The sequence below is a fragment of the Mycobacterium sp. 1165196.3 genome (assembly GCF_001673415.1).
GTDB classification, from domain to species: Bacteria; Actinomycetota; Actinomycetes; order Mycobacteriales; family Mycobacteriaceae; genus Mycobacterium; species Mycobacterium europaeum_A.
The window spans coordinates 1-22,337 of record NZ_LZLU01000158.1 but is presented as its reverse complement, the minus strand read 5'-3'; the positions used below and the strand labels follow the sequence as shown (position 1 = coordinate 22,337).

The following is a 22,337-nucleotide window of genomic DNA, read 5'->3' as shown; positions in this document are numbered from 1 at the left end:
GCGCGTCATGCTGCGGCCGCCTCGTCGAGAATGCTCGGCAGGGCGCCGAGGAAGCCGTCGATCTGGGCGTCGGTGATGATCAGTGGCGGCGCCAGCCGGATGACGTCGGGTGCGGCCGCGTTGACCAGGAACCCGGCCCGGCGCGCGGCCGCCTCGGCGTCCTTGGCGCGCGGCGCGGTGAGCGCCACCCCGCAGAGCAGCCCGCGGCCGCGCACGTGGTCGACCAGCGGGTGGGCCAGCGCCTCGATGCCGTGGCGCAACGACTTCCCCAGCACCTCGGCATGGCGGATCAGGTTCTCCTCCGCCAGCACCCGCAGCACCGCGAGCGCGGCCGCCGCGCAGATCGGGTTGCCGCCGAAGGTGCTGCCGTGCAGGCCCGGCGTCATCAGGTCGGCCGCCGGCCCGACGGCCAGGCAGGCGCCGATCGGCAGGCCGCCGCCGAGCCCCTTGGCCAGCGTCACCACGTCCGGGGTGATGCCGTCGTGCTGGTGGGCGAAAAACGTTCCGGTGCGGCCCATCCCGGTCTGCACCTCGTCGAGCACCAGCAGCGCCCCGTGCCGCGCGGTGATGTCACGGGCGGCGGCGAGGTAGCCCTCGGGCGGCACGACGACGCCGCTCTCCCCCATGATCGGTTCCAAAAACACCGCGGCGGTGGCGTCGTCGACGGCGCCGGCCAGCGCGTCGGTGTCGCCGTAGGGCACGTGCGTGACGGCGCCGGGCAGCGGCGCGAACGGCGCCTGCTTGCTGGGCTGACCGGTCAGCGCCAGCGATCCCATGGTGCGGCCGTGGAAAGCCTCTTGCGCGGCAACCAGTTTGGTGCGCCCGGTGAGCCGCGACAGCTTGAACGCCACCTCGTTGGCCTCGGTCCCGGAGTTGCAGAAGAACACCCGCGCCGGGGAATCGGTGCCGAGCAGGCTTACCAGCTCTTCGGCCAGCGCCAGACCCGGTCCGGTGGCATACAGGTTGGAGGTGTGGCCCAGCGTGGACATCTGGTGGGTGACGGCCTCGATGATCGCGGGGTGGCGATGGCCCAGGACGTTGACCGCGATGCCGCCGAGCAGGTCGAGGTAGGTCTTCCCGTCCACGTCGGTGACCACGGCGCCGTCGCCGCTGGCCAGGGCCATCGCCGGGGTGCCGTAGTTGTTCATCATCACGGCTTCCCAGCGCCGCTGGACCGTGGCGGTGTCGGTCATGCGCGCACCACCTTGGTGCCGGTGCCCGCGTCGGTGAAAAGCTCCACCAGCACACAGTGTTCGACCCGCCCGTCGATGACGTGAGCGCTGGGCACGCCCGCGGTGACGGCGCGCAGACACGCTTCGACTTTGGGAATCATGCCCGCCTCCAGCGTGGGTAGCAGTTGTGACAATGTGGCCGTGTCGATTTCGCTGACCAGCGAACCGCGGTCCGGCCAGCTGGTGTACAGGCCTTCGACATCGGTGAGCATCAGCAGCTTCTCGGCGCGCAGTGCCTCGGCCAGCGCCGCCGCGGCGGTGTCGGCGTTGATGTTGTGCACCACGCCCTCGGCGTCCGGCGCCAGCGTCGACACCACCGGAATGCGCCGCGCCGCAATGAGATCCAGCACGGCGGCGGTGTTGACCATCTCGACGTCGCCCACCAAGCCGATGTCGGTGGCCACGCCGTCGACGGTGACGCTGCGCCGCACGGCGGTGAACAACTGGGCGTCCTCGCCGGTGATGCCGACGGCGTACGGTCCGTGCGCGTTGATCAGGTTGACCAGTTCGCGGCCGACCTGGCCGAACAACACCATCCGGGCCACGTCGAGCACTTCCGGTGTGGTGACCCGGAATCCGCCCTTGAAGTCGCCCGGGATGCCGAGCCGGCGCAGCATCGCGGTGATCTGCGGGCCCCCGCCGTGCACGACGACGGGATGAACGCCGCAGTTACGCAGGAACGCCATGTCGGCGGCGAACGCGTGCCGCAACGTGTCGTCGGTCATGGCGTTGCCGCCGTACTTGATCACCACGATCTTGCCGTGCAGCTGCTTGAGCCAGGGCAGGGCTTCGGCCAGCACCTGCGCCTTGACCACGGTGGACAACGCTTCTGTCGAGCTCATGAGCTGTAGGCCGAATTCTCCTCGACGTACCCGTGCGACAGGTCGGTGGTCCGGATGGTGGCCCGGTGCTCGCCGAGCCGCAGATCGACCGTGATGTCGATGTCGGCTTCCGACAGGTCCACCTCGCGGGCGCCCGGCACCGGCACCCCGTCGGCGAAGACCGCAAAGCCGTTGAACGCCACCGTGATCCGGTCGGGGTCCAGATCGATGGGCGCCATCCCGACGGCCGCCAGCACCCGGCCCCAGTTGGGGTCCGAGCCGAACACCGCCGTCTTGACCAGGCTGTCGCGGGCGATCGTGCGGGCGGCGACCAGGGCGTCGTCCTCGGCGGCCGCCCCCGCCACGGTGACGTTGACCCGCTTGGTGACGCCCTCGGCGTCGGCTTGCAGCTGCGCGCACAGGTCGTCGCACGCCCGCAGCACGGCGTCGTCGAGTTCGGCCTGGCTGGGCGCGATCCCGCTGGCTCCCGACGTCAGCAGCAGCACGGTGTCGTTCGTCGAGCACGCGCCGTCGATGTCGAGCCGGTCGAAGGTGGCCGCGGTGGCGTGGCGCAGCGCGCGGTCCAGGGCCGCCGCGTCGACGGCCGCGTCGGTGGTGAGCACGCAGAGCATCGTCGCCAGCGACGGCGCGAGCATGCCGGCGCCCTTGGCCATCCCGCCGACCGTCCAATTGTCCGTGTGGTGCAGCGCAACCTGTTTGGGCACGGTGTCGGTGGTCATGATCGCCTGGGCCGCCTCGTCACCGCCGGACAGGCCGCCGGCCATGTCCTGCACGATCGTGCGCACGCCGGCGAGCACCTTGTCCATCGGCAACCGGTCACCGATCAGCCCGGTGGAGCACACCGCGACCTCGATGGCCCCGGTCTCGGTCCCCCAGTCCGACAGCGCGGCGGCGACGGCCTCGGCGGTGGCGTGGGTGTCCTGAAATCCGCCGGGTCCGGTGCAGGCGTTGGCGCCGCCGGAGTTGAGGATCACCGCGCGCAGCGCGCCGGTGCTCAGCACCTGCTGGCTCCACAGCACCGGTGCCGCTTTGACCTTGTTGCGGGTGAACACCCCGGCGGCGGCGTAGTCCGGCCCTTCGTTGAACACCAGGGCCAGATCGCGGTTACCCGAGGCCTTGATGCCGGCGGCGATGCCGGCGGCCCGGAATCCGGCCGGCGCGGTGACGCCCTGTTCGCGCAGCAGCCGCGCTTGCGTCGCTACGACAGATGGCGCCGCTCCTTCGACCCCGGCTACGCCGGCGTCATCGTCGCCGGCGCGCGTCACGGCGCCACCCCGATCACCGAAAGCCCTTCGGTCTCCGGCCAACCCAGGGCCAGGTTCATCGACTGCACGGCGGCGCCGGCGGTTCCCTTGACCAGGTTGTCGATCGCGGCGATCGCGACGAAGGTCTGCGCCGCCTCGTCCACCGCGACCGCGATGTGCGCCGCGTTGCTGCCGATCACCGCTCCGGTGCGGGGCAGCTGCCCCTCGGGCATCAGGTAGATGAAAGGCTCTGCGTGGTAAGCCTTTTCGTAGGCTTCGCGCAGTTGCGCCAGCGGCGCGCGGGTGCGCGCGGTGCAGGTGGCCAGGATGCCGCGGGAGGTCGGGATGAGCACCGGGGTGAACGACACCGTGACGTCGCGGCCGGTAACCGCCCCGAGCCCCTGGGCGATCTCCGGGGTGTGCCGGTGCGCCCCGCCGATGTTGTAGGCCCGCGCCGACCCGATGACCTCCGCGCCCAGCAGGTCGGTCTTGGCTGCGCGACCGGCCCCGGACGTGCCGCTGACCGCCACCACGGTGACGGCGGGCTCGATGAGATCCGCGGCCACCGCGGGCAGCAAGGCCAGCAACGCCGCGGTCGGGTAGCAGCCCGGCACCGCGATGCGGCGGGCGCCGCGCAGCCGCTCCCGGGCGCCGGGCAGCTCCGGCAGACCGTAGGGCCAGCTGCCGGCGTGCGCGGACCCGTAGTAGCGCTCCCACGCGTCGGCGTCGGTGAGCCGGAAGTCGGCGCCGCAGTCGATGATCAGGGTGTCGGGCCCGAGCTGAGAGGCCAGCGCGGCCGAATGGCCGTGCGGCAGGGCCAGGAACACCACGTCGTGGCCGGCGAGCACGTCGAGCTCGGTCGGCTCGACCACCCGCTGGGCCAGCGGGGTCAGGTGCGGGTGGTGCTCGCCGAGCGTGCTGCCGGCGCTGGCGGCGGCGGTCACCGCGCCGATCGTCAGGCGTCCGTTCGCGTAGGCCGGGTGCCCGAGCAGCAGGCGCAGGATTTCACCGCCCGCGTAGCCGCTGGCACCGGCAACCGCCACCTTCATTCCGTCGGCCATTCCGCCGATTCTGCATGGTTATGCAGTGCTTTGCAAATCCATTCCACTAGGCCCGTAGCTCCGCGCCGACCGCCTCGGCGGCGCGGCGCACCGCGGCGTCGCGAGCCGCGGTGGCGTCGTCCTCGGTGAGGGTGCGGTCGGGCGCGCGGAAGCGCAGCGCGAAGGTCAGCGATTTGCGGTCCTCGCCGATCTGCGGGCCGGTGAACACGTCGAACAGCTGCAGGTCTTCGAGCAGCTCCCCAGCGCCTTCGCGGACGGCGTCGGCTACCGCCTGGGCCGGCACCTGCGCGGGCACCACCAGGCTGAGGTCCTGGAAGACGGCCGGGAACGGCGACACCCGCGGCGCCGGCAGCGTCAGCGGGATGGGAATCGCGTCGAGGTTGAGCTCGAGGGCGCAGGTGCCCTTCGGCAGCCCGGAGCGCTCGATCACCGCCGGATGCAGCTGACCCGCGTGCCCCACCGCAACGTCCCCGACGAGCACCTCGGCGCACCGCCCCGGATGCCACGGCAGGTATTGCGCCGCGCGCAATCGCACGTCGATTCCGCCGGCGCGGGCGATGATGCGCACCGCCTCGAACGCGTCGGCGGCTTCGGCGCGCCGGCCCGGGCCCCAGGGTCCGCGGTGTTCCCGCAGGCCGCTCAGCACCGCGGCGACGTGCTCGGGTTGCCGCGGCAACGACGCGTCGAGCGCGGCGATCTCGGCGTCGGTGGGCCGGCGATCGACGGGGATCACGTTCACGGCGCGGGTGTCCGCCGTCGGCTGGACCACCTGCGCGAGGGCATAGAGGGAGACGTCGACCAGGCCGCGCGAGACGTTGCGCACCAACGCTTCCAGCAGCGCCGGCAGCAGCGTGGTGGCCAGGTGCGGGCGGTCGGCCTCCAGCGGGTTGAGCACGTCAGTCGTGATGCGCCGCGGGTCGTCGGCCGGCAGGCCCCACAGGTCGAACACGCCGGCGGGCAAGAACGGGGTGGGCAGGATCTCCACATAGCCGGACTCGGCCAGCGACCTGCCGATCGCGCGGCGGCGCTTCTGCACGGCGGACAGGCCGCGGCCGGCCGGCGCCGACGGCAACACCGACGGAATGACCTCGAGCCCCTCCAGCCGCAGCACCTCCTCGACGAGATCGGCGGGCTGCAGCAGGTCGGGACGCCAGCTGGGTGGCGTCACCGTCAGCGTGTCGCCGTTCGCCACGACCTCGGCGCCGATCTGGGCGAGCCGCCTGGCGGTGGTGCCCGGCGCATAAACCACCCCGGCGAGGCGATCCGGCAGGTCGGTGGCGATGTCGATCGGCGGGAGCGACCAGTCGTCCCGCGGTGGGTCGCCGCGCCAATCGGTCAAACCCTCCTCGACCACGCCGCCGGCGATGTCGGCGAGCAGGGTGGCGCAGCGGTCCAGCGCGGCCACCGAGATGGCCGGATCCACCCCGCGCTCGTAGCGGCGGGCGGCTTCGCTGGGCAGGTGCAGCCGGCGCTGGGTGCGTGACACGGCGGCCGGGTCCCAAACCGCGGCCTCGAGCAGGACGTCGGTCGAATCGGCGCGCACCTCGGTGCTCGCCGCGCCCATCACGCCGCCGATCGCGGTGGTCGCCGTGTCATCGACGATGAGCACGTCGGCCGGTTCGAGTTTGCGCTCGATGTCGTCGAGGGTCACCACGGTCTCGCCGGGCCGGGCGAATCGCACGCCGAAGCCGCCGGTGATGCGGTTGCGATCGTGGGCGTGCATCGGGTGACCGAGCTCGAGCATCACGTAGTTCGTCACGTCGACGGCCGGGGACGTCGCGCGGATGCCGGACAACAGCAGCCGGCGCTGCAGCCACCACGGCGACACGGCGGCCGGGTCGATGCCGGTGACCGGGCGCAGCGCGAACCGCCGAACCCCGGTGCCGGGCTGCACGGTCAGCGGCCAGGCCTCGCCGTTGGCCGGCAGCGGCTTGATCACCTGGCTGCCGGCGGGGTCGACGAAGTCCAGGTCGTAGGCGCAGGCGACCTCGCGGGCCAGCCCACGCAACGACAGGCCGTAGCCGCGGTCGGGCGTGATCGCCAGGTGAAAGATCACGTCGTCCAGGCCGAGCACGGCGGCGGCGCCGGCGCCGGGGTCGGCGGTGCCCGGCGGCAGCACCAGGATCCCGGAATGGTCGGCGCCCAGCCCGAGTTCGGCCGCCGAGCAGATCATTCCGTCGGAGGTGCGGCCGTAGGTCTTGCGGGCGGCGATGGTGAAATCGCCGGGCAGCGTGGTGCCCGGCAGCGCCGCCACGATGAGGTCACCAGCAACGAAGTTGCTTGCGCCGCAAACAATCTCACGGTCCTTGTTTTCACCGACGTCGACGTGGCAGAACCGGATCGGCTTCTTGAAACCGGTGAGCTCTTCGATGTCGGTGACCCGGCCCACGGTCAGCGGGCCGTCGACCGGTCCCAGGGTGGCGACCTCCTCGACCTCGTGGCCGATGCGCACCAGCGTCTGCTCCAGCTCGGCGGCCTCGACGTTCCAATCCGGCGCGCCGGCCGCCACGATCTCACGTAGCCAGCTGTAGGGAACGCGCATCAGGCACCCACCCCGAACGGAAGCGAGAACCGCACGTCGCCCTCGACCATGTCGCGCATGTCCGGAATCCCGTTGCGGAACTGCAGGGTTCGTTCCAGCCCCATGCCGAACGCGAAGCCGGAGTACGCGCCCGGGTCGATCCCGGCGGCGCGCAACACGTTTGGATGCACCATTCCGCAACCGCCCCACTCCACCCAGCCGGGGCCGCCCTTCTTGCCGACGAACCAGACGTCGACCTCGGCGGACGGCTCGGTGAACGGGAAGAAGTGTGGCCGGATCCGGGTGCGCGCCTCGGGGCCGAACTCGGCGCGCGCGAACGCATCCAGCGTTCCCCGCAGGTGCGCCATCGTCAGGCCGCGGTCCACCGCCAGACCCTCGACCTGGTGGAACACCGGGGTGTGGGTGGCGTCGAGCTCGTCGGTGCGGAACGTGCGGCCGATCGAGACGATGTAGACGGGCAGCTCGCGGGCGAGCAGGGTGCGCACCTGCACCGGCGACGTGTGGGTGCGCAACAGCTGCCGGGAATCGTCGGGCGCGATGTAGAAGGTGTCCTGTTCGCTGCGCGCGGGGTGGTCGGCCGGGAAGTTCAGCGCGTCGAAGTTGAACTGCTCGGTCTCGACCTCCGGGCCCTCCGCCAGTTCCCAGCCCATCGCGATGAAGGTGTCGGCGATGTGCTCGGCCAGGATCGTGATCGGGTGCCGGGCGCCGGGCGGCTGCCGGGTCGACGGCAACGTGACGTCGATGCCCTCGGCGACCAGCACCGCGGCGTCGCGCTCTGCCCGCAGGACCGCGAGCCGCTCGTCGTAGCCGCGTTGGGCTTCGGTCCGGGCGGCGTTGACCCGCTTGCCGGCATCGGCGCGCTCGTCCTTGGGGACGCCGCCGAGCGCCTGGCGCGCCAGCGCCAGGGGTGCGCGGTCACCGAGGTGCTCGGTCTTGGCGCGCGCCAGCGTGTCGAGATCGCCGGCCCGCGCGAAGGCCTCCTGGGCGGCGCTGACCGCTGCGGCCAGGGCTTGCGGCGACAGATCGACGGGTTGATCACCCACGCGGCGACACTCTCCTTGCTGACGAGGCTGTACGGGCTGCCCGCATCGATGTGCTTCCGCGCGGCACGGGTCGAGTGCTGATCATAGTGATTCGGCGCGCGGCACCCGCCGGGCGCTTGGCGGTCGAGCCGGCGGGTGGCCGCCGCGGGCCACCGACGGCGGTGTGGCTTAGCCGGCGACGGCCGGCTGCGGCCCGCCCAGCGTGTCTTCGCCCAGCACGGGGGCCTCCAGCGGGGCGACGCCCCGACCGCCGGCGACCTTGGTCACCTTGTAGGCGACGAACGCGCCGATGACACCGAAGACCGGCGTCGCCGCCATGGTCCCCCAGTGGTGGGCCAGCATCAGGAAGCCGAAGCCCGCGGACGCCGCCAGCATCAGGTAGCGCGCGGGCGTCCAGTGGATCGGCTGCCTGAACCGGGCGGACACCAGCACGCCCAGGATCACGGCGACGGTGTGGCCGGCGTCGGTGAAGTCGCCGCCGATGATCGCCGAGGCGATGCCCGCCGACACCCACCAGCCGACCCAGCCGGCCCGCCAGCGCGACGGGATCACCGCGGTCATCGCGCCGAGCACCGCCAGCGCGCCGTAGCTCATGCCGACGTCGCTGGCCCGGGTGATCGACACGGGCAGCCAGCCGAACTCGACCGACGCGGCCAATGCGGCGGCCACCAGCAGGGTCGCGCCGATGTGGCCGACGAGGAAGGCCACCACCAGCCGGATGGTGCGCAGATGCAGCTCGGCCAGCGCCAGCAGGCAGGTCAGGAAGGGCAGCCAGAAGTAGAGCGGGCCGGCGTCGACCACCAGAGCGCTGCCCAGCAGCGTGCCCAGGTGGCCGTGGGCCAGGTTGTGCACGTTGGTGCTGGCGCGCGCAACGATGACGTCATGCGCGTGCGGGCCGAGCGCCAGGATGGCGCAGCTGATGGCGAGCAGCACCGCCGCATACCCCACAGTGAATTGGACCCGGGCGAGCCGGGACGCGATGCCCCCTAACATTGGCATCCATTATGGCTGCGGTTTTGTCTCGGCTGTGTCATCAGGGCCTGACAACTCCTTAAGAGTCTTGAGGCGATATATCGCCAAATCGTCGGGAATGCCGGCGGGCTTCGGCCCGAAAACCGGCTTCCTCGTGCGTTTGGCCTCGACGCCCAACGCGTCCAACTCGCTTTGCGGTATGAGATCTAACGTTGAACTCGACACCATGATTCCACCCTTGGTGGCCCTTTCCATAACTCGTGCGGCGATGTTCACATCGACGCCGAGCCAGTCGGCGGCCAACCGCTGCGGGCGTCCCGTGTGGATTCCGACCCGCATCCTGGGCGTATAGCCGTCCACCTCGACCGATTTCAGCGCGTCCTTGGCGGCCAGCACGGCGCGCACGGCGACCGTCGGATCACCGAACACGGCCATGATGCCGTCGCCCATCCGTTTGACGATGTGTCCGCCGGCGTCGAGCAGGGGCGGCTCGAGGGCCCGCGCCACCTGCCGCAGCAGCACCAGCGCCGCGTCGTCGCCGGCTTGCAGGGACCACGTCGAGAAGCCGACCAGGTCGGTGAAGACCAGCGTCACCTCCGGGTTGGCCGGCCGGCGCGACACCCCTTCGGTCAGCGCCTGCCACACCTGCAGCACCCCGAGACTGACCTCGCGCGACACCGCGTCGCGGTCGCCCAGCAGCCGGTCGGCAGCGCGCGCCGCGGCGCGCGGGCCACCCTCGCCCGCCGTGGACAGCGGATCGCCGAACTCGGGGTCGCCGGGCAGCAGCCGGCGGGCGCGCCGGATGAAGGCGACCGCCGCGGGGCTGCGGTTGCGGCTGTGCAGCCATTGAGTCGCGCTGTGCACCGACAGTGGAGAGCGCGGCGGAGCCGAGTGCGCCTGGGATTCTTCGGCCTCGCCCGGGTCCAGATCGCGACGCGCGAGTTCCACCCGGCCAGGTTATTTGGTTTTCTTCGAGGCAGGCAATGACGGCCGCGCCCGATGTGTCACACGTCGCACCAAACCGCCTGATCACACTGGTGCCACACCGGTGTCCAAGCTCGATAACACCCGGCGGACACCTCGCCGAAATCGTAGACAACGCCCGTTGTCAAAGTTATCGTGAGCCCAACCGGAGCAGGAGGCCGCGATGACTGGCACTGTGCATGCGGGCGGGACTGCGCCCGCCGATCCGCTCGGACCAGATTCTTTGACCTGGAAGTATTTTGGCGACCTGCGCACCGGAATGATGGGCGTGTGGATCGGGGCGATCCAGAACATGTACCCCGAACTCGGCGCGGCCGTCGAGGAGCATTCGATCCTGCTGCGCGAGCCGCTGCAGCGGGTGGCCCGGTCGGTCTACCCGATCATGGGGGTGGTCTACGACGGCGACCGGGCGTCGCAGACCGGCCGGCAGATCACCAGCTACCACCACACCATCAAGGGCACCGACGCGGCCGGGCGGCGCTATCACGCGCTGAACCCGGAGACCTTCTACTGGGCGCACGCCACGTTTTTCATGCTGATCGTCAAGGTGGCCGAGTACTTCTGCGGCGGCCTGACCGAGGCCGAGAAGCGGCAGTTGTTCGCCGAGCACGTCCAGTGGTACCGGATGTACGGCATGAGCATGCGGCCGGTGCCCGAAACCTGGGAGGAGTTCCAGGAGTACTGGGACCGGGTTTGCCGCGAGGAGCTGGAGATCAACCAAGCGACGCTGGACATCTTCCGGATCCGCATCCCCAAGCCGAAATTCGTGCTGATGCCCACACCGATCTGGGACCAGATCTTCAAGCCGCTGGTCGCCGGCCAGCGCTGGATCGCGGCGGGGCTGTTCGAGCCCGCGGTGCGCGAGAAGGCCGGACTGCACTGGACCCCGGGCGACGAGGTGTTGCTGCGCCTGTTCGGCAAGCTCGTCGAATTGGCCTTCCTGGCGGTGCCCGACGAGATCCGGCTGCACCCGCGCGCGCTGGCCGCCTACCGCCGCGCCGAGGGGCGGCTGCCCACCGACGCGCCGCTGGTGGAGGCCCCGCCGTTCATGGCGCCGCCGCGCGACCGGCGCGGGCTGCCGATGCATTACTTCCCCCCGTCGGCGAAGTCGCCGTTGGACCCGGCGCTGCAGCCCGCCCGGGCGCTGATGGAACGCGCCGGTTCGCTGGTGCACACGACGCTGTCGCTGGCCGGCCTGCGCGCCGGGCGGGGCCGGCCCAAACGCGCCGCTAAGGCCGCGTAGGCAGGTTCAACGCCCGCGCGCTCTGATACAGGCAGATGGCCGCCGCGGACGCCACGTTCAGGCTCTCCGCCCCACCGGCCATCGGGATCCGCAGCCGGTGGTCGGCCGCCGCGGCGATTTCGCTTGGCAGACCGTGTGATTCGGGGCCGAACAGCCACGCCGTCGGCACGCCGAGCAGTTCGCCGGCCTCGTCGAGCCGCGTCTGGGCGTCGACGGTGGTGGCGAGCAGCTGCAGGCCCGCGGCGCGCAACGCGTCGACCGCGGCGAGCGGGTCCGGCGCGACGACGACCGGGACCGAGAAGATGCTGCCGGCCGACGCGCGCAGGCACTTGCCGTTGTACGGGTCGACGCTGTGGCCGCCCAGGATGACGCCCGCCGCGCCCAGGGCGTCGGCGAGGCGGATGAGGGTGCCGGCGTTGCCCGGTTCGCTGATCTCGACGGCGACCGCGACCAGTGCGGGCGGCCCGGCCAGCACGTCGGAAAGTCGGGTCGCCGGCGTTTCGCACACGGCGACCAGGCCGGCCGGAGTGACGGTGTCGGACAACGCTTTCGCCGCGCGCTCGCTGACCGGGTGCACCGGGCAACCCGCGGAAGCCAACGTCGCCAGCAGCGACTCATGCCGCTGCTGGGCGACTTCGGTGACGAAGACGTCGCGGACCAGGCCGCGGCGGGCGGCGGCCTCGACGAGGTTGGGGCCCTCGGCGAGGAATCGGCCCGCCCGCCGGCGGCCGACGTGGCGGTGCAACTTGACCGCCGCGGCGACCCTGGCCGAACGTTCGGTCAGCACCTGCGCTTGTTAGGCCGCTTCTCCCGAATCCGAGGGAGCGTTGACATCCTCGGGCAGGGCCGCCCGCGCGATGTCGACCAGCGCCGTGAAGGCGGCCGGGTCGGCAATCGCGATGTCGGACAGGTTCTTTCGGTCCACTTCCACACCGGCGGCCTTGAGGCCCTGGATCAGCCGGTTGTAGGTGATGTCGTTGGCGCGCGCCGCCGCGTTGATCCGCGAGATCCACAACTTGCGGAACTCGCCCTTGCGCGCACGACGGTCGCGGTAGGCGTAGTTCAGCGAATGAAGCTGCTGCTCTTTGGCCTTGCGGTAGAGCCGGGATCGCTGGCCGCGATAGCCCTTCGAGGCCTTCAGGATGCTGCGCCTCTTCTTGTGGGCGTTGACCGCCCGCTTCACGCGTGCCATTGGATGTTCCTACTCTCGTTCACAATTGGTTGGTCGGGTCGCCGTGCCAGCTCGCGCTGCGGGTCTGGCCGGCGCGGTGGTCAGCCGTTCAGCAGGCTGTTGACGCGCTTGGTGTCGTTGGCCGACACCGTGGTGCGGCCGTCGAGCCGCCGGGTCCGCTTGGTCGGCTTGTGCTCGAGCAGATGCCGGCGGTTGGTCTGCTGGCGAACGATCTTGCCGGTTCCGGTGCGCCGGAACCGCTTCGACGCCCCGCTGTGGGTCTTGGCTTTGGGCATGTTTCCTCTGTTCTATGAAGTGCTCGAGTGCGGGCACTCGGGCGCTTGAAAAGTCTCGCGCTGGGTCAGTTCGACGAAGGTTCGGCTTCGGCGGCCGCATCGGTCTCCGATGCCGCGCCGCCCCCCGGTCCTTCCGGATGGCGCGCCTTGGCGCGAGTCTTCGCGCCGCGGTGCGGTGCCAGCACCATCGTCATGTTGCGGCCGTCCTGCTTGGCGGACGTTTCGACGAAGCCGTATTCGGCGACGTCCGCTCCCAGGCGCTGAAGCAGCCGATAGCCCAGCTCGGGCCGCGACTGCTCACGTCCGCGGAACATGATGGTGACCTTCACCTTCGACCCCGCCTCCAGGAAGCGGATGACGTGACCCTTTTTGGTCTCGTAGTCGTGATCGTCGATCTTGGGTCGCAGCTTCTGTTCTTTGACGACGGTCTGCTGCTGGTTCCGGCGGGATTCGCGCGCCTTTTGCGCCGCTTCGTATTTGAACTTGCCGTAGTCCATGATCTTGCAGACCGGCGGTCTGGCGTTCGGGGCAACTTCGACAAGGTCAAGATCGGCGTCCGCAGCGACGCGCAGTGCGTCTTCGATGCGCACTATGCCTACCTGCTCTCCCCCTGGGCCGATCAATCGGACTTCAGGTACGCGAATGCGCTCGTTGACGCGGGTCTCAGTGCTGATGGGGCCTCCCTTGTTGGGCTTCTGTAGGTCCTGCGGTGACGACCGCCTGGGTCGGTCCGGGAATCAGCGGCGGAGACACCACACCACTAGCAAAAAAGCCCTGCACAAGCAGGGCCCAATGCCGACCGATCGCGGCTGGAAACTGCTCGAGCCGCCCGCGTCACCCGCGGAACAGGCATCCGCGATGCCTGTGACCGGACCGCTGAACCTTTCGAAGATCCGCAACGGGATTTCATCGGCTCGCGGTGGGAGTGGGACTCCACTTAACTGTTCCTGGCATTCGCCGGGATGGTCGCAGCCGCTAGTTTAGCAGCCTTGAGGTGGCTTTTAGCACTTCGGCCGGTCGACCGCGCCGCAATGGGCCGGCGGCCGGCCCGAAACCACGCCCAAACTGGCGGCCGCCAGTCTCAGCGCTTCGACAAGCTTTTCACGGATTGAGGGCATATCCTCGCGGTCTGTGACACTCGCATCTCCTAGTTCGAGGCCCGGTTCGGGCCCTCGTTCAGGCCTGCGTTCGGGGCCGCGCGGCCGGTCGAACTCGCGGTACCGCTGGGTGCCGGCGGCGGCCGGATGGACCGTGGGCGTCATCGCGACCGTGTCGCTGCTCGGCAGCGTGTCCCCGCTGATCCGGTACCTGATCAAGGTCCCGCGCGAGTTCATCAACGACTACCTGTTCAACTTCCCGGACACCAGCATCGCGTGGTCGTTCATCCTGGCGCTGCTGGCCGCGGCCCTGACCGCGCGCAAGCGCATCGCCTGGCTGCTGTTGCTGGCCAACATGATCCTGGCCGCCGCGCTGAACGCCGCCGACATCGCCGCGGGCGACAACACCGCCGCGGAGATCTTCGGCGAGAACCTCGGCTTCGCCGTCCACATCGTGGCGATCGTCCTGCTGGTGCTGGCCTACCGGGAGTTCTGGGCCAAGGTCCGCAAGGGTGCGCTGGTCAAGGCGGCCGCGGTGCTCATCGCCGGCGACGTGGTGGGCATCCTGGTGTCCTGGGGCCTGGTCGAGTTGTTCCCGGGAACGCTGGCCCGCCAGGACCGGCTGCCGTACGTGGCCAACCGGGTGGTCGGATTCGCGCTCGCCGATCCCGACCTGTTCACCGGCCGGCCGCACGTCTTCCTGAACGCGATCTTCGGGTTGTTCGGCGCGCTGGCGCTGATCTTGGCGACGATCGTGCTCTTTCAGTCCCAGCGCGCGGAGAACGCGCTGACCGGCGAGGACGAATCGGCCATCCGCGGCCTGCTCGAGCTGTACGGCAAGAACGACTCCCTGGGCTACTTCGCCACCCGCCGCGACAAGTCGGTGGTCTTCGCCCAAAGCGGACGCGCCGCGGTCACGTATCGCGTCGAGATCGGCGTCTGCCTGGCCAGCGGTGACCCGATCGGCGATCCGCGGGCGTGGCCGCAGGCCGTGGACGCCTGGCTGGGGTTGTGCCAGACCTACGGCTGGGCGCCCGGGGTGATGGGCGCCAGCACCCAGGGCGCGCGGGCCTACCGCGAAGGCGGTCTGAACGCGCTCGAGCTCGGCGACGAAGCCATCCTGCGGACCGCCGATTTCAAGCTGTCCGGCCCCGACATGCGCGGCGTCCGCCAGGCCGTGACCCGGGCCCGTCGGGCTGGCCTGACCGTGCGGATCCGGCGCCACCGCGACATCAGCGCCGAGGCGATGGCCGACACCATCGCCCGCGCCGACGCCTGGCGCGACACCCAGACCGAGCGCGGCTTCTCGATGGCGCTGGGCCGACTCGGCGACCCCGCCGACGGGGACTGCCTGCTGGTCGAGGCGCTGGACCGCGACGGCAGCGTCGTCGCGATGCTGTCGCTGGTTCCTTGGGGGACCACCGGTGTCTCCCTGGACCTGATGCGCCGGTCGCCGCAGTCCCCCAACGGCACCATCGAGCTGATGGTCAGCGAGCTGGCGCTCAATGGCGAAACCCTTGGCATCACTCGCATCTCGCTGAACTTCGCGATGTTCCGCTCGGCGTTCGAACAGGGCGCCCAGCTCGGCGCGGGTCCGGTCGCCCGGCTGTGGCGAGGACTGTTGCTGTTCTTCTCGCGGTGGTGGCAGCTGGAAACCCTGTACCGCTCGAACATGAAGTACCAACCCGATTGGGTGCCGCGTTACGCCTGCTACGAGGACGCCCGGCTGATCCCGCGGGTCGGCGTCGCTTCGGCACTCGCCGAGGGCTTTTTGGTGTTGCCGTTCGGGCGGCGCAAGACGCACACCGGCCACTACCCCGCCGTCCCGCCACGGTTGGCGGAGTCCGGGCTGCTGCATCACGACGGCAGCGCCCCGGACGTCAGCGGGCTGCGGGAACGCCGGGAGTCCGCCGACGAGGAGGAGTCCAGGTCACGGCTGCCCGAACAAGTTCGAGTGCGCCTGGCCAAGCTGAAAGCCCTGAAGCACAACGGCGTTGACGCTTACCCGGTAGGGACCCCGCCCACCCACACCATCGCCCGGGCCCTGGTCGCCGACGACCAGGAAAGTGTGACGGTGGCGGGACGGATCCTGCGGATCCGCGACTACGGCGGCGTGCTGTTCGCCGACCTGCGCGACTGGTCGGGGGAAATGCAAGTGCTGCTGGACAATTCGCAGCTGCAGCGGGGGCGGACCGCGGACTTCACCGCGGCCATCGACCTGGGCGATCTGGTCGAGGTGTCCGGGCAGATGGGCTTTTCCAAGAAGGGAAGCCGCTCGCTGATCGTCACCGACTGGCGGATGATCGGCAAGTGCCTGCGGCCCCTGCCGAACAAGTGGAAGGGGCTGACCGACCCGGAGGCGCGGGTGCGGACCCGCTACGTCGACCTGGCCGTCAATCCCGATTCGCGCGAGCTGATCAAGGCCCGCAGCGACGTGTTGCGTTCGGTCCGGCAGACGCTGTTCGCCAAGGATTTCATCGAGGTCGAGACCCCGATCCTGCAGCAGATCCACGGTGGAGCGACCGCGCGGCCCTTCGTCACGCACATCAACACCTACGACCTGGACCTGTTCCTGCGCATCGCCCCCGAGCTCTACCTGAAGCGGTTGTGCGTCGGCGGCGTGGAGCGTGTCTTCGAATTGGGCCGCGCCTTCCGCAACGAGGGCGTCGACTTCAGCCACAACCCGGAGTTCACCCTGCTGGAGGCCTACCAGGCCCACGCCGACTACACGGTGTGGATCGACGGCTGCCGCGAGCTCATCCAGAACGCCGCCGAGGCCGCGCACGGCGAGCAGGTGGTGCTGCGACCCCGCGCCGACGGGGGCGACGGCCGGCTCGAGCCCGTCGACATCTCCGGGGTGTGGCGGGTCAAGACCGTCTATGACGCGGTGTCCGAAGCGCTCGGCGAGCACGTCGACCCCGCCACGTCGCTGTCCACCCTGCGCAAGCTGTCCGACGCCGCGCACATCCCCTATCGGGCGCACTGGGATGCCGGCGCGGTGGTGCTGGAGCTGTACGAGCATCTGGTCGAGGACCGGACCGAGGAGCCGACGTTCTATATCGACTTCCCGACGTCGGTGTCGCCGCTGACCCGGCCGCACCGCAGCGAACCGGGCGTGGCCGAGCGGTGGGACCTGGTGGCCTGGGGGGTCGAGCTGGCCACCGCCTACAGCGAGCTCACCGACCCGGTGGAACAGCGCCGCCGCCTGCAGGAGCAGTCGTTGTTAGCTGCCGGCGGGGATCCCGAGGCGATGGAGCTCGACGAAGACTTCCTGCAGGCGATGGAGTACGCGATGCCGCCCACCGGCGGACTCGGGATGGGCATCGATCGGCTCGTCATGCTCATAACGGGCCGCAGCATCCGGGAGACCTTGCCATTTCCGCTGGCCAAGCCGCATTAGCGGCGGCCCCGAACGTCCGTAGAGCCCAGCGCGAACATTCGGTGAATTTGTTCCAGGCCGATTAACTTTAGATCACAATGACTCACGTGACAGCCCCGACGGACAGCGCCGCGGCGCAGGTCCTGGCAAGTAGCCACACCTCGCTGATGCATGGCTGGGTGCCGGCGACGATCCAGGTGCTCGCCGCGATTGTGCTGCTCCTGGCGGTCGGCTGGCGGTCGCGCCGCTGGCGCACCGTGTGGCTGCCGGCCGCCGCGCTGGCCGGCGGGTTCGCCGCCTACCTGACGCACTGGTACATCGTCGACCGCGGGCTCTCCGACGACCCCGCACCGGCGGCGCTGTGGCTGTGGATCGCCCTGACCGGCATGGCGGCGGCCGTGCTGGTGCTGGGCTGGCGCACCGCGCGCCGCTGGCGGCGCGGCGCCGCGGTGCTGGCCGTACCGTTGTGCGTGCTCAGCGCGGCGCTGGTGCTCAACCTGTGGGTCGGCTACTTCCCCACCGTGCAGTCGGCGTGGAGCCAGCTGACCTCGGGGCCGCTGCCCGATCAGACCGATCAGGCCACCGTTACCGCGATGGCCGCCAGCCGAATCCGGCCGCCGCACGGCACCGTGGTGCCGGTGGCGATCCCGTCCGACGGGTCGCACTTCAAACACCGCGGCGAGCTGGTCTACCTGCCGCCCGAATGGTTCGCGACCACCCCGCCGCCGGCGTTGCCGGCGGTGATGATGATCGGCGGGCAATTCAACACACCCGCCGACTGGACCAGGGCGGGCAACGCGGTCAAGACGATCGACGACTTCGCGGCCGCACACGACGGTAAGGCGCCGGTGCTGGTGTTCGTCGATTCCGGCGGCGCGTTCAACAACGACACCGAATGCGTCAACGGGGTTCGGGGCAACGCCGCCGATCACCTGACGAAAGACGTTGTGCCGTTCATGATTTCGACCTTCGGGGTCAGCCAGCACCGGTCCAACTGGGGCGTCGCGGGCTGGTCGATGGGCGGCACCTGCGCCGTCGACCTGACCGTCATGCACCCCGAGCTGTTCAGCGCGTTCGTCGACGTCGCCGGTGACTTCTTCCCCAACGCCGGCAGCAAGGCCCAGACCATCGCCAGGCTGTTCGGCGGAAACGCCGACGCCTGGGCGGCTTTCGACCCGACCACGGTGATCACCCGGCATGGGCCATACCGCGACGTGGCCGGCTGGTTCGCGATCTCGTCCGACGGCCCGCCGCCGCGCCGCGACCTGCAGCTGGCCGACAGCGGCGCCATCCGTCTCGCCGGACGCGAGGCGGCCGCCAATCCCGGCAATCAGACGGCGGCCGCCTATTCGCTGTGCGCGATCGGCCGCTCCAACGGAATCGACTGTGCGGTGGTTCCGCAGCCCGGCAAGCACGACTGGCCGTTCGCGGACCGGGTGTTCGCGGCCTCGCTGCCCTGGCTGGCCGGGGAGCTGGGCACGCCGGGAATTCCGCGCACCCCGTTGCCCGCCGCATCCGCGCCGGGCGCCGGCGCCCCGGTGGTAGTTCCGGCCGAACATTCCAAGCGATAGCGCCGGTGTATCCGGTTGCGCGCGTGCGGCGTGCGGTGTTCGCGCGGCACTGCCATCCGCTGAGCGCATGGACCCGGTGGGCGAGCACGCCGCTGATCCTGGTCCCGATATGGACGCGACGATGGCGCCATGCGGCCTGGATTGCGTTGTGGCTGGCGGTGAATCCGGTGGTGTTCGGCAAGCCGGCGCAACAGCACGCCTGGTCGACGCGGGCGATGCTGGGCGAGGAGCTGTGGATCACCCGCCGGCCCCGCGACGCGGCGATGGTGGTCAGCGTGGCGTCGTCGGCGGCCGCGGTGGGCGCGGTGCTGGCCGCACGCCGGCGTCGGCTGCGACTGGCGCTGATCGCCGTGGCCCTGCAGATGACGTTGACGCTGGTGTACTGGGAACAGATGGTTCGCTACCTCGAGCGGCGGTCGCAGTAGGGTCGCGGGACCTCGTGCGCGGGAACGCCGTTCGTCGACGAGGGCAGGCGGGTGGCCGCGCCCATGGTCGGGCGGAACGCAGGCGCGGTGACGATGCGCGGATATGGTGGTCCGATACCTTCGTACCGGGATGCGATACGGGTGTATTGTCCGGCCGTGGGACCCACCCGGCTGTTTCCTTATGACCCGCCCCCGCCAGCGGAGCCGTCGCTCAAGGAGCGCATTCGCGACGCCGCGCTGAGCTGCTTTGCCGTTCGCGGCATCGCCGCCACCACGCTGCGCGCGGTCGCCGAAACCGCGGACGTGTCGATTGGGCTGATACAGCACCACTTTCGCACCAAGGCCGCGCTGAGCGCCGCCGTCGATCAGTACGTCCTGCAGACGGTGAGCGAGGCATTGGCAGCCGATACGCCGTCCGAGCCGGCCGCCGACAGCCTCAACGAGGCGGGGCGCCGGCTGACCGCACTGATGGTCGAACGTCCCGATGTGATGACCTATCTCGGGCGTGCGCTCGCCGAGGGCGGCGCACTGGGTTCGGTCATCTTCACCGGGCTGGTGGGTATCAGCGCGGGCCAGGGCGAACAATTCGGGCAGCAGGGCAAGCTGCGAGGAGACCTCGATCCCGACTGGGGGGCGCTCAATCCGCTCATCCTGCGCATCGGCGCGATCATTCTGCATCCCTATATCGAGCTCTATCTGGGTGAGTCGTTCTTCAGCGAGCCACAGCTGCGACGCTGGGACGCCGCGGTCACGAGCCTGATTCGGCGCGGGCAGTTCCTCAAGGACACGGAGTCGCGGGACGAGGGCGTGACCGCTTGACGAGCGGCCAAACGCCGCGTTACCGCGGCCGACGCGCCGGTCAGGTGCTATACACGAAACACCATGGACGAGCGCACGGTAACCGCGTACAGCGCGCAGATTCTCGACATCGATGAACCCGGCGACCGTCTGATACTGGAGCGGCTGCGAGCCGATCCCACCGTCGAGATCGTCGACCGGCTCGACGCGCAACTGGCCAATCTGCGCGGCCTGCGCCCACCGCCGGATTCGACGCTGCTCGACGAAGGGGCCCGGTGGGCGCACTACCCGTGGCGGCGCGCCGCCGTTGCGGTGCTGGGGCCGCGCGGGTTTCGGGCGCTACGACTTGATCGCAACAGAAACAACATCACCGCGGCGGAACAGACCAAACTCAGCTCACTGACGATCGGCGTCGCCGGTCTGAGCGTCGGCCATGTCATCGCGCATACCTTGGCGGTTCAGGGCTTGTGTGGCCGCCTGCGGCTGGCGGATTTCGATCACTTGGAACTGTCGAATCTGAATCGGGTGCCGGCCACCGTATTCGACCTCGGATTGAACAAAGCTCAGGTCGCGGCGCGCAGGATCGCCGAGCTCGATCCCTACCTGGCGGTGGACGTGTTCGATGCCGGGATCACCGCGGACACCATCGATGCCTTTCTGGACGGACTGGACATCGTCATCGAGGAGTGCGATTCGCTCGACATGAAGATCGCCCTGCGGATGGCGGCCCGTGACAGGCGAATCCCCGTGTTGATGGCGACCAGCGACCGGGGGCGGGTCGACGTCGAACGCTTCGATCAAAACCCTGGGCGCCCGGTCATGCACGGGCTGCTGGATCAGCTCGATATCGAGCAAGTGGCGGGCATGAGCACCCGCGAGAAGCTCCCGCACATGCTGCGTTACGACGAAGCCGAGCACATCTCGCCCCGCACCGCCGCGTCGCTCATCGAGATCGACCGATCGCTGTCGACGTGGCCGCAGTTGGCATCCGATGTCATCGTCGGCGCTGCGGCGATGGCCGAGGCTGTGCGCAGAATCGGATTGGGTGAGAACCTGAGATCCGGCCGGTGCCGCATCGACACCGGCGCGGCGCTCGACGAACTCGACGAAGTCGAGACGGCCCAGCTTCACCCCGCGCGAGACACCGAACCGGGAAGCGACCCGGCCGCATCCGCATTCGACGACACGATTGTCGCCGCCGCGATGCGCGCCCCCTCGGGGGGAAACAGCCAGCCGTGGTGCATCGACGCGCAACCGACTAGCCTCACCATAAGCGTTGCCCCGGAACATACTTCGACGATGGACGTGGGCTTCCGCGGCAGCGCTGTCGCGGTGGGGGCCGCGTTGTACAACGTCAGGATCGCCGCCGCCGCCCGTGGGATGCTCGGACCGGTGAGCGTTTCCGAAGACGCAGCCGGGTCTCCGGTACGGGCCACGATGCACTTCGGAAACGGTAACGACCCCGCCCTGGCCGATCTGTACGAACCGATGCTCGCGCGCGAGACCAACCGTCATCGCGGAATCCCACAACCGCTCGACGATCAGACGGCCAAATTGCTCACCGTCACCGCCGAGGGCGAGGGCGCGCGTCTGCACCTACTCACCGAGCGAGACGACCTGGCGCGGGCCGCAACGATTTTCGGTGCGGCCGACCGCATCCGGTACCTGACGCGGCAACTGCACACCGAGATGGTCTCGGAGCTGCGCTGGCCTGGGGATCCCGACCCCGACACCGGTATCGACGTACGCTCCCTCGAACTCGAAGCCAGCGACCTGGCGCTGATGGATATCGTGCGCCGCCCCGACGTCATGGCTTACCTTGCCGAATGGAACGCCGGCAGCGCCTTGGGCGACGGCATGCGCGACGAAGTCCTCGGCAGCTCGGCGCTGGCGGTGCTGACCGTGACCGGAAGTCGCCTTGGTGACTACGTCCGCGGCGGGTCGGCCGTCGAGGCGGTATGGATCGTTGCCCAGCGGGAAGGCCTCGCCGTCCGGCCGTTGTCACCGGTCTTCCTGCACGCGCGAAATGCTGCCGATCTGCACGAGTTGTCGGCCGGTTTCGCCGGCGAATTGGCACGATTACAAGACGATTTCGTGCGCCTCACCGCGACCGCTCCCGAAGAATCCATCGTGCTGGCCTTGCGCTTGACCACCGCGCCGCCACCCTCGGTGTCCAGTCGCCGCAGCCCGAGCCGGGTCCGCACTCAAGGCCTCTGATCCGCCGCCGTCGCGCGGCGAGCACCATCGGCGCCACAGCACCTCAGAACGGCTTCGCCGTGAATCCCCATCGCAACAACGCCGACTCGCGGCGGGCCCTACCGCGCAACCCAGGGTCCCGCGTGCCGGTCACGCCGTGCGGTTCGCCGCGCGACCCGAATGTCCAGTACGCCTGCAGATAGGGCACGGGTGTCGAGTGGCCGCAATGCATTTCGTGCAG

The 22,337-nt window shown here is 70.0% G+C and carries 17 protein-coding genes and 1 pseudogene; 6 read left to right on the top strand and 12 right to left on the bottom strand.

Annotated elements, in window-relative coordinates:
- Positions 1-5: 5 nt before the first annotated feature.
- The 8 genes and pseudogenes from A5659_RS17105 to A5659_RS17070 form a co-directional block, all read right to left on the bottom strand.
- Entirely contained in the window at positions 6-1,193 is a 1,188-nt protein-coding gene (locus A5659_RS17105) for an acetylornithine transaminase (protein WP_067182807.1), read from the bottom strand.
- A complete protein-coding gene (gene argB / locus A5659_RS17100; RefSeq protein WP_067182803.1) occupies positions 1,190-2,074 on the bottom strand; it encodes an acetylglutamate kinase in 885 nt (294 codons plus the stop codon). The genes A5659_RS17105 and argB overlap by 4 nt, the downstream gene beginning before the upstream one ends.
- Positions 2,071-3,258 carry a bifunctional glutamate N-acetyltransferase/amino-acid acetyltransferase ArgJ gene (gene argJ, locus A5659_RS17095; protein ID WP_067182819.1) on the bottom strand — a complete coding sequence of 396 codons (1,188 nt, stop codon included), beginning with the start codon at positions 3,256-3,258 and terminating at the stop codon, positions 2,071-2,073. The genes argB and argJ overlap by 4 nt, the downstream gene beginning before the upstream one ends.
- Positions 3,259-3,335: 77 nt before the next feature.
- Positions 3,336-4,395 (bottom strand): annotated as a pseudogene (gene argC, locus A5659_RS17090) (N-acetyl-gamma-glutamyl-phosphate reductase).
- A gap of 30 nt (positions 4,396-4,425) precedes the next feature.
- Positions 4,426-6,921, bottom strand: a complete 2,496-nt coding sequence (pheT, locus tag A5659_RS17085; RefSeq protein ID WP_067182800.1) for a phenylalanine--tRNA ligase subunit beta — start codon at positions 6,919-6,921, stop codon at positions 4,426-4,428.
- Positions 6,921-7,964, bottom strand: a complete 1,044-nt coding sequence (gene pheS / locus A5659_RS17080; RefSeq protein ID WP_067182797.1) for a phenylalanine--tRNA ligase subunit alpha — start codon at positions 7,962-7,964, stop codon at positions 6,921-6,923. Before pheS ends, pheT begins: the two co-directional genes overlap by 1 nt.
- Positions 7,965-8,132: 168 nt before the next feature.
- Positions 8,133-8,957 (bottom strand): rhomboid-like protein, encoded by an 825-nt coding sequence (locus tag A5659_RS17075; RefSeq protein WP_067182794.1) that lies wholly within the window; start codon positions 8,955-8,957, stop codon positions 8,133-8,135.
- Positions 8,958-8,966: 9 nt separating this feature from the next.
- A complete protein-coding gene (locus A5659_RS17070) occupies positions 8,967-9,884 on the bottom strand; it encodes an adenylate/guanylate cyclase domain-containing protein (protein ID WP_066882285.1) in 918 nt (305 codons plus the stop codon).
- Positions 9,885-10,083: 199 nt separating this feature from the next.
- On the opposite strand from A5659_RS17070, the gene A5659_RS17065 reads away from it, so the two are divergent.
- A complete protein-coding gene (locus tag A5659_RS17065) occupies positions 10,084-11,163 on the top strand; it encodes an oxygenase MpaB family protein (protein WP_067182791.1) in 1,080 nt (359 codons plus the stop codon).
- On the opposite strand, the gene A5659_RS17060 is transcribed toward A5659_RS17065, so the two are convergent.
- The 4 genes from A5659_RS17060 to infC form a co-directional block, all read right to left on the bottom strand.
- Positions 11,150-11,950 carry an RNA methyltransferase gene (locus tag A5659_RS17060; protein WP_066867154.1) on the bottom strand — a complete coding sequence of 267 codons (801 nt, stop codon included), beginning with the start codon at positions 11,948-11,950 and terminating at the stop codon, positions 11,150-11,152. The genes A5659_RS17065 and A5659_RS17060 overlap by 14 nt on opposite strands.
- A gap of 9 nt (positions 11,951-11,959) precedes the next feature.
- Positions 11,960-12,355, bottom strand: coding sequence for a 50S ribosomal protein L20 (gene rplT, locus A5659_RS17055; protein ID WP_007776071.1), 396 nt, complete (start codon positions 12,353-12,355; stop codon positions 11,960-11,962).
- An 80-nt stretch (positions 12,356-12,435) separates the two neighbouring features.
- Entirely contained in the window at positions 12,436-12,630 is a 195-nt protein-coding gene (gene rpmI, locus A5659_RS17050; RefSeq protein WP_066867152.1) for a 50S ribosomal protein L35, read from the bottom strand.
- A gap of 65 nt (positions 12,631-12,695) precedes the next feature.
- Positions 12,696-13,304 (bottom strand): translation initiation factor IF-3, encoded by a 609-nt coding sequence (gene infC / locus A5659_RS17045; protein ID WP_082971986.1) that lies wholly within the window; start codon positions 13,302-13,304, stop codon positions 12,696-12,698.
- Between the two features lie 553 nt (positions 13,305-13,857).
- On the opposite strand from infC, the gene lysX reads away from it, so the two are divergent.
- From lysX to A5659_RS17020, 5 genes are all read left to right on the top strand, one after another.
- Positions 13,858-17,127 carry a bifunctional lysylphosphatidylglycerol synthetase/lysine--tRNA ligase LysX gene (lysX, locus tag A5659_RS17040; RefSeq protein WP_066867148.1) on the top strand — a complete coding sequence of 1,090 codons (3,270 nt, stop codon included), beginning with the start codon at positions 13,858-13,860 and terminating at the stop codon, positions 17,125-17,127.
- 77 nt (positions 17,128-17,204) lie between these two features.
- Positions 17,205-18,677, top strand: coding sequence for an alpha/beta hydrolase family protein (locus A5659_RS17035; RefSeq protein WP_197498046.1), 1,473 nt, complete (start codon positions 17,205-17,207; stop codon positions 18,675-18,677).
- Positions 18,678-18,700: 23 nt separating this feature from the next.
- The gene (locus A5659_RS17030; protein ID WP_067182814.1) at positions 18,701-19,102 is read left to right on the top strand and encodes a DUF6653 family protein; all 402 of its coding nucleotides are present in this window, start codon (positions 18,701-18,703) and stop codon (positions 19,100-19,102) included.
- Positions 19,103-19,258: 156 nt separating this feature from the next.
- Positions 19,259-19,921, top strand: a complete 663-nt coding sequence (locus tag A5659_RS17025) for a TetR/AcrR family transcriptional regulator (RefSeq protein ID WP_066867146.1) — start codon at positions 19,259-19,261, stop codon at positions 19,919-19,921.
- A 63-nt stretch (positions 19,922-19,984) separates the two neighbouring features.
- Entirely contained in the window at positions 19,985-22,117 is a 2,133-nt protein-coding gene (locus A5659_RS17020; protein ID WP_066867144.1) for an Rv1355c family protein, read from the top strand.
- The last annotated feature ends 220 nt before the right edge of the window (positions 22,118-22,337 follow it).

Bases quoted from the DNA above. Each gene is read 5' to 3' on its own strand.
- A5659_RS17065 (WP_067182791.1), top strand. From the start codon at position 10,084: ATGACTGGCACTGTGCATGCGGGCGGGACTGCGCCCGCCGATCCGCTC.
- argB (WP_067182803.1), bottom strand. From the start codon at position 2,074: ATGAGCTCGACAGAAGCGTTGTCCACCGTGGTCAAGGCGCAGGTGCTG.
- rpmI (WP_066867152.1), bottom strand. From the start codon at position 12,630: ATGCCCAAAGCCAAGACCCACAGCGGGGCGTCGAAGCGGTTCCGGCGC.
- pheT (WP_067182800.1), bottom strand. From the start codon at position 6,921: ATGCGCGTTCCCTACAGCTGGCTACGTGAGATCGTGGCGGCCGGCGCG.
- rplT (WP_007776071.1), bottom strand. From the start codon at position 12,355: ATGGCACGCGTGAAGCGGGCGGTCAACGCCCACAAGAAGAGGCGCAGC.
- A5659_RS17075 (WP_067182794.1), bottom strand. From the start codon at position 8,957: ATGTTAGGGGGCATCGCGTCCCGGCTCGCCCGGGTCCAATTCACTGTG.
- A5659_RS17020 (WP_066867144.1), top strand. From the start codon at position 19,985: ATGGACGAGCGCACGGTAACCGCGTACAGCGCGCAGATTCTCGACATC.
- A5659_RS17105 (WP_067182807.1), bottom strand. From the start codon at position 1,193: ATGACCGACACCGCCACGGTCCAGCGGCGCTGGGAAGCCGTGATGATG.
- A5659_RS17035 (WP_197498046.1), top strand. From the start codon at position 17,205: ATGACTCACGTGACAGCCCCGACGGACAGCGCCGCGGCGCAGGTCCTG.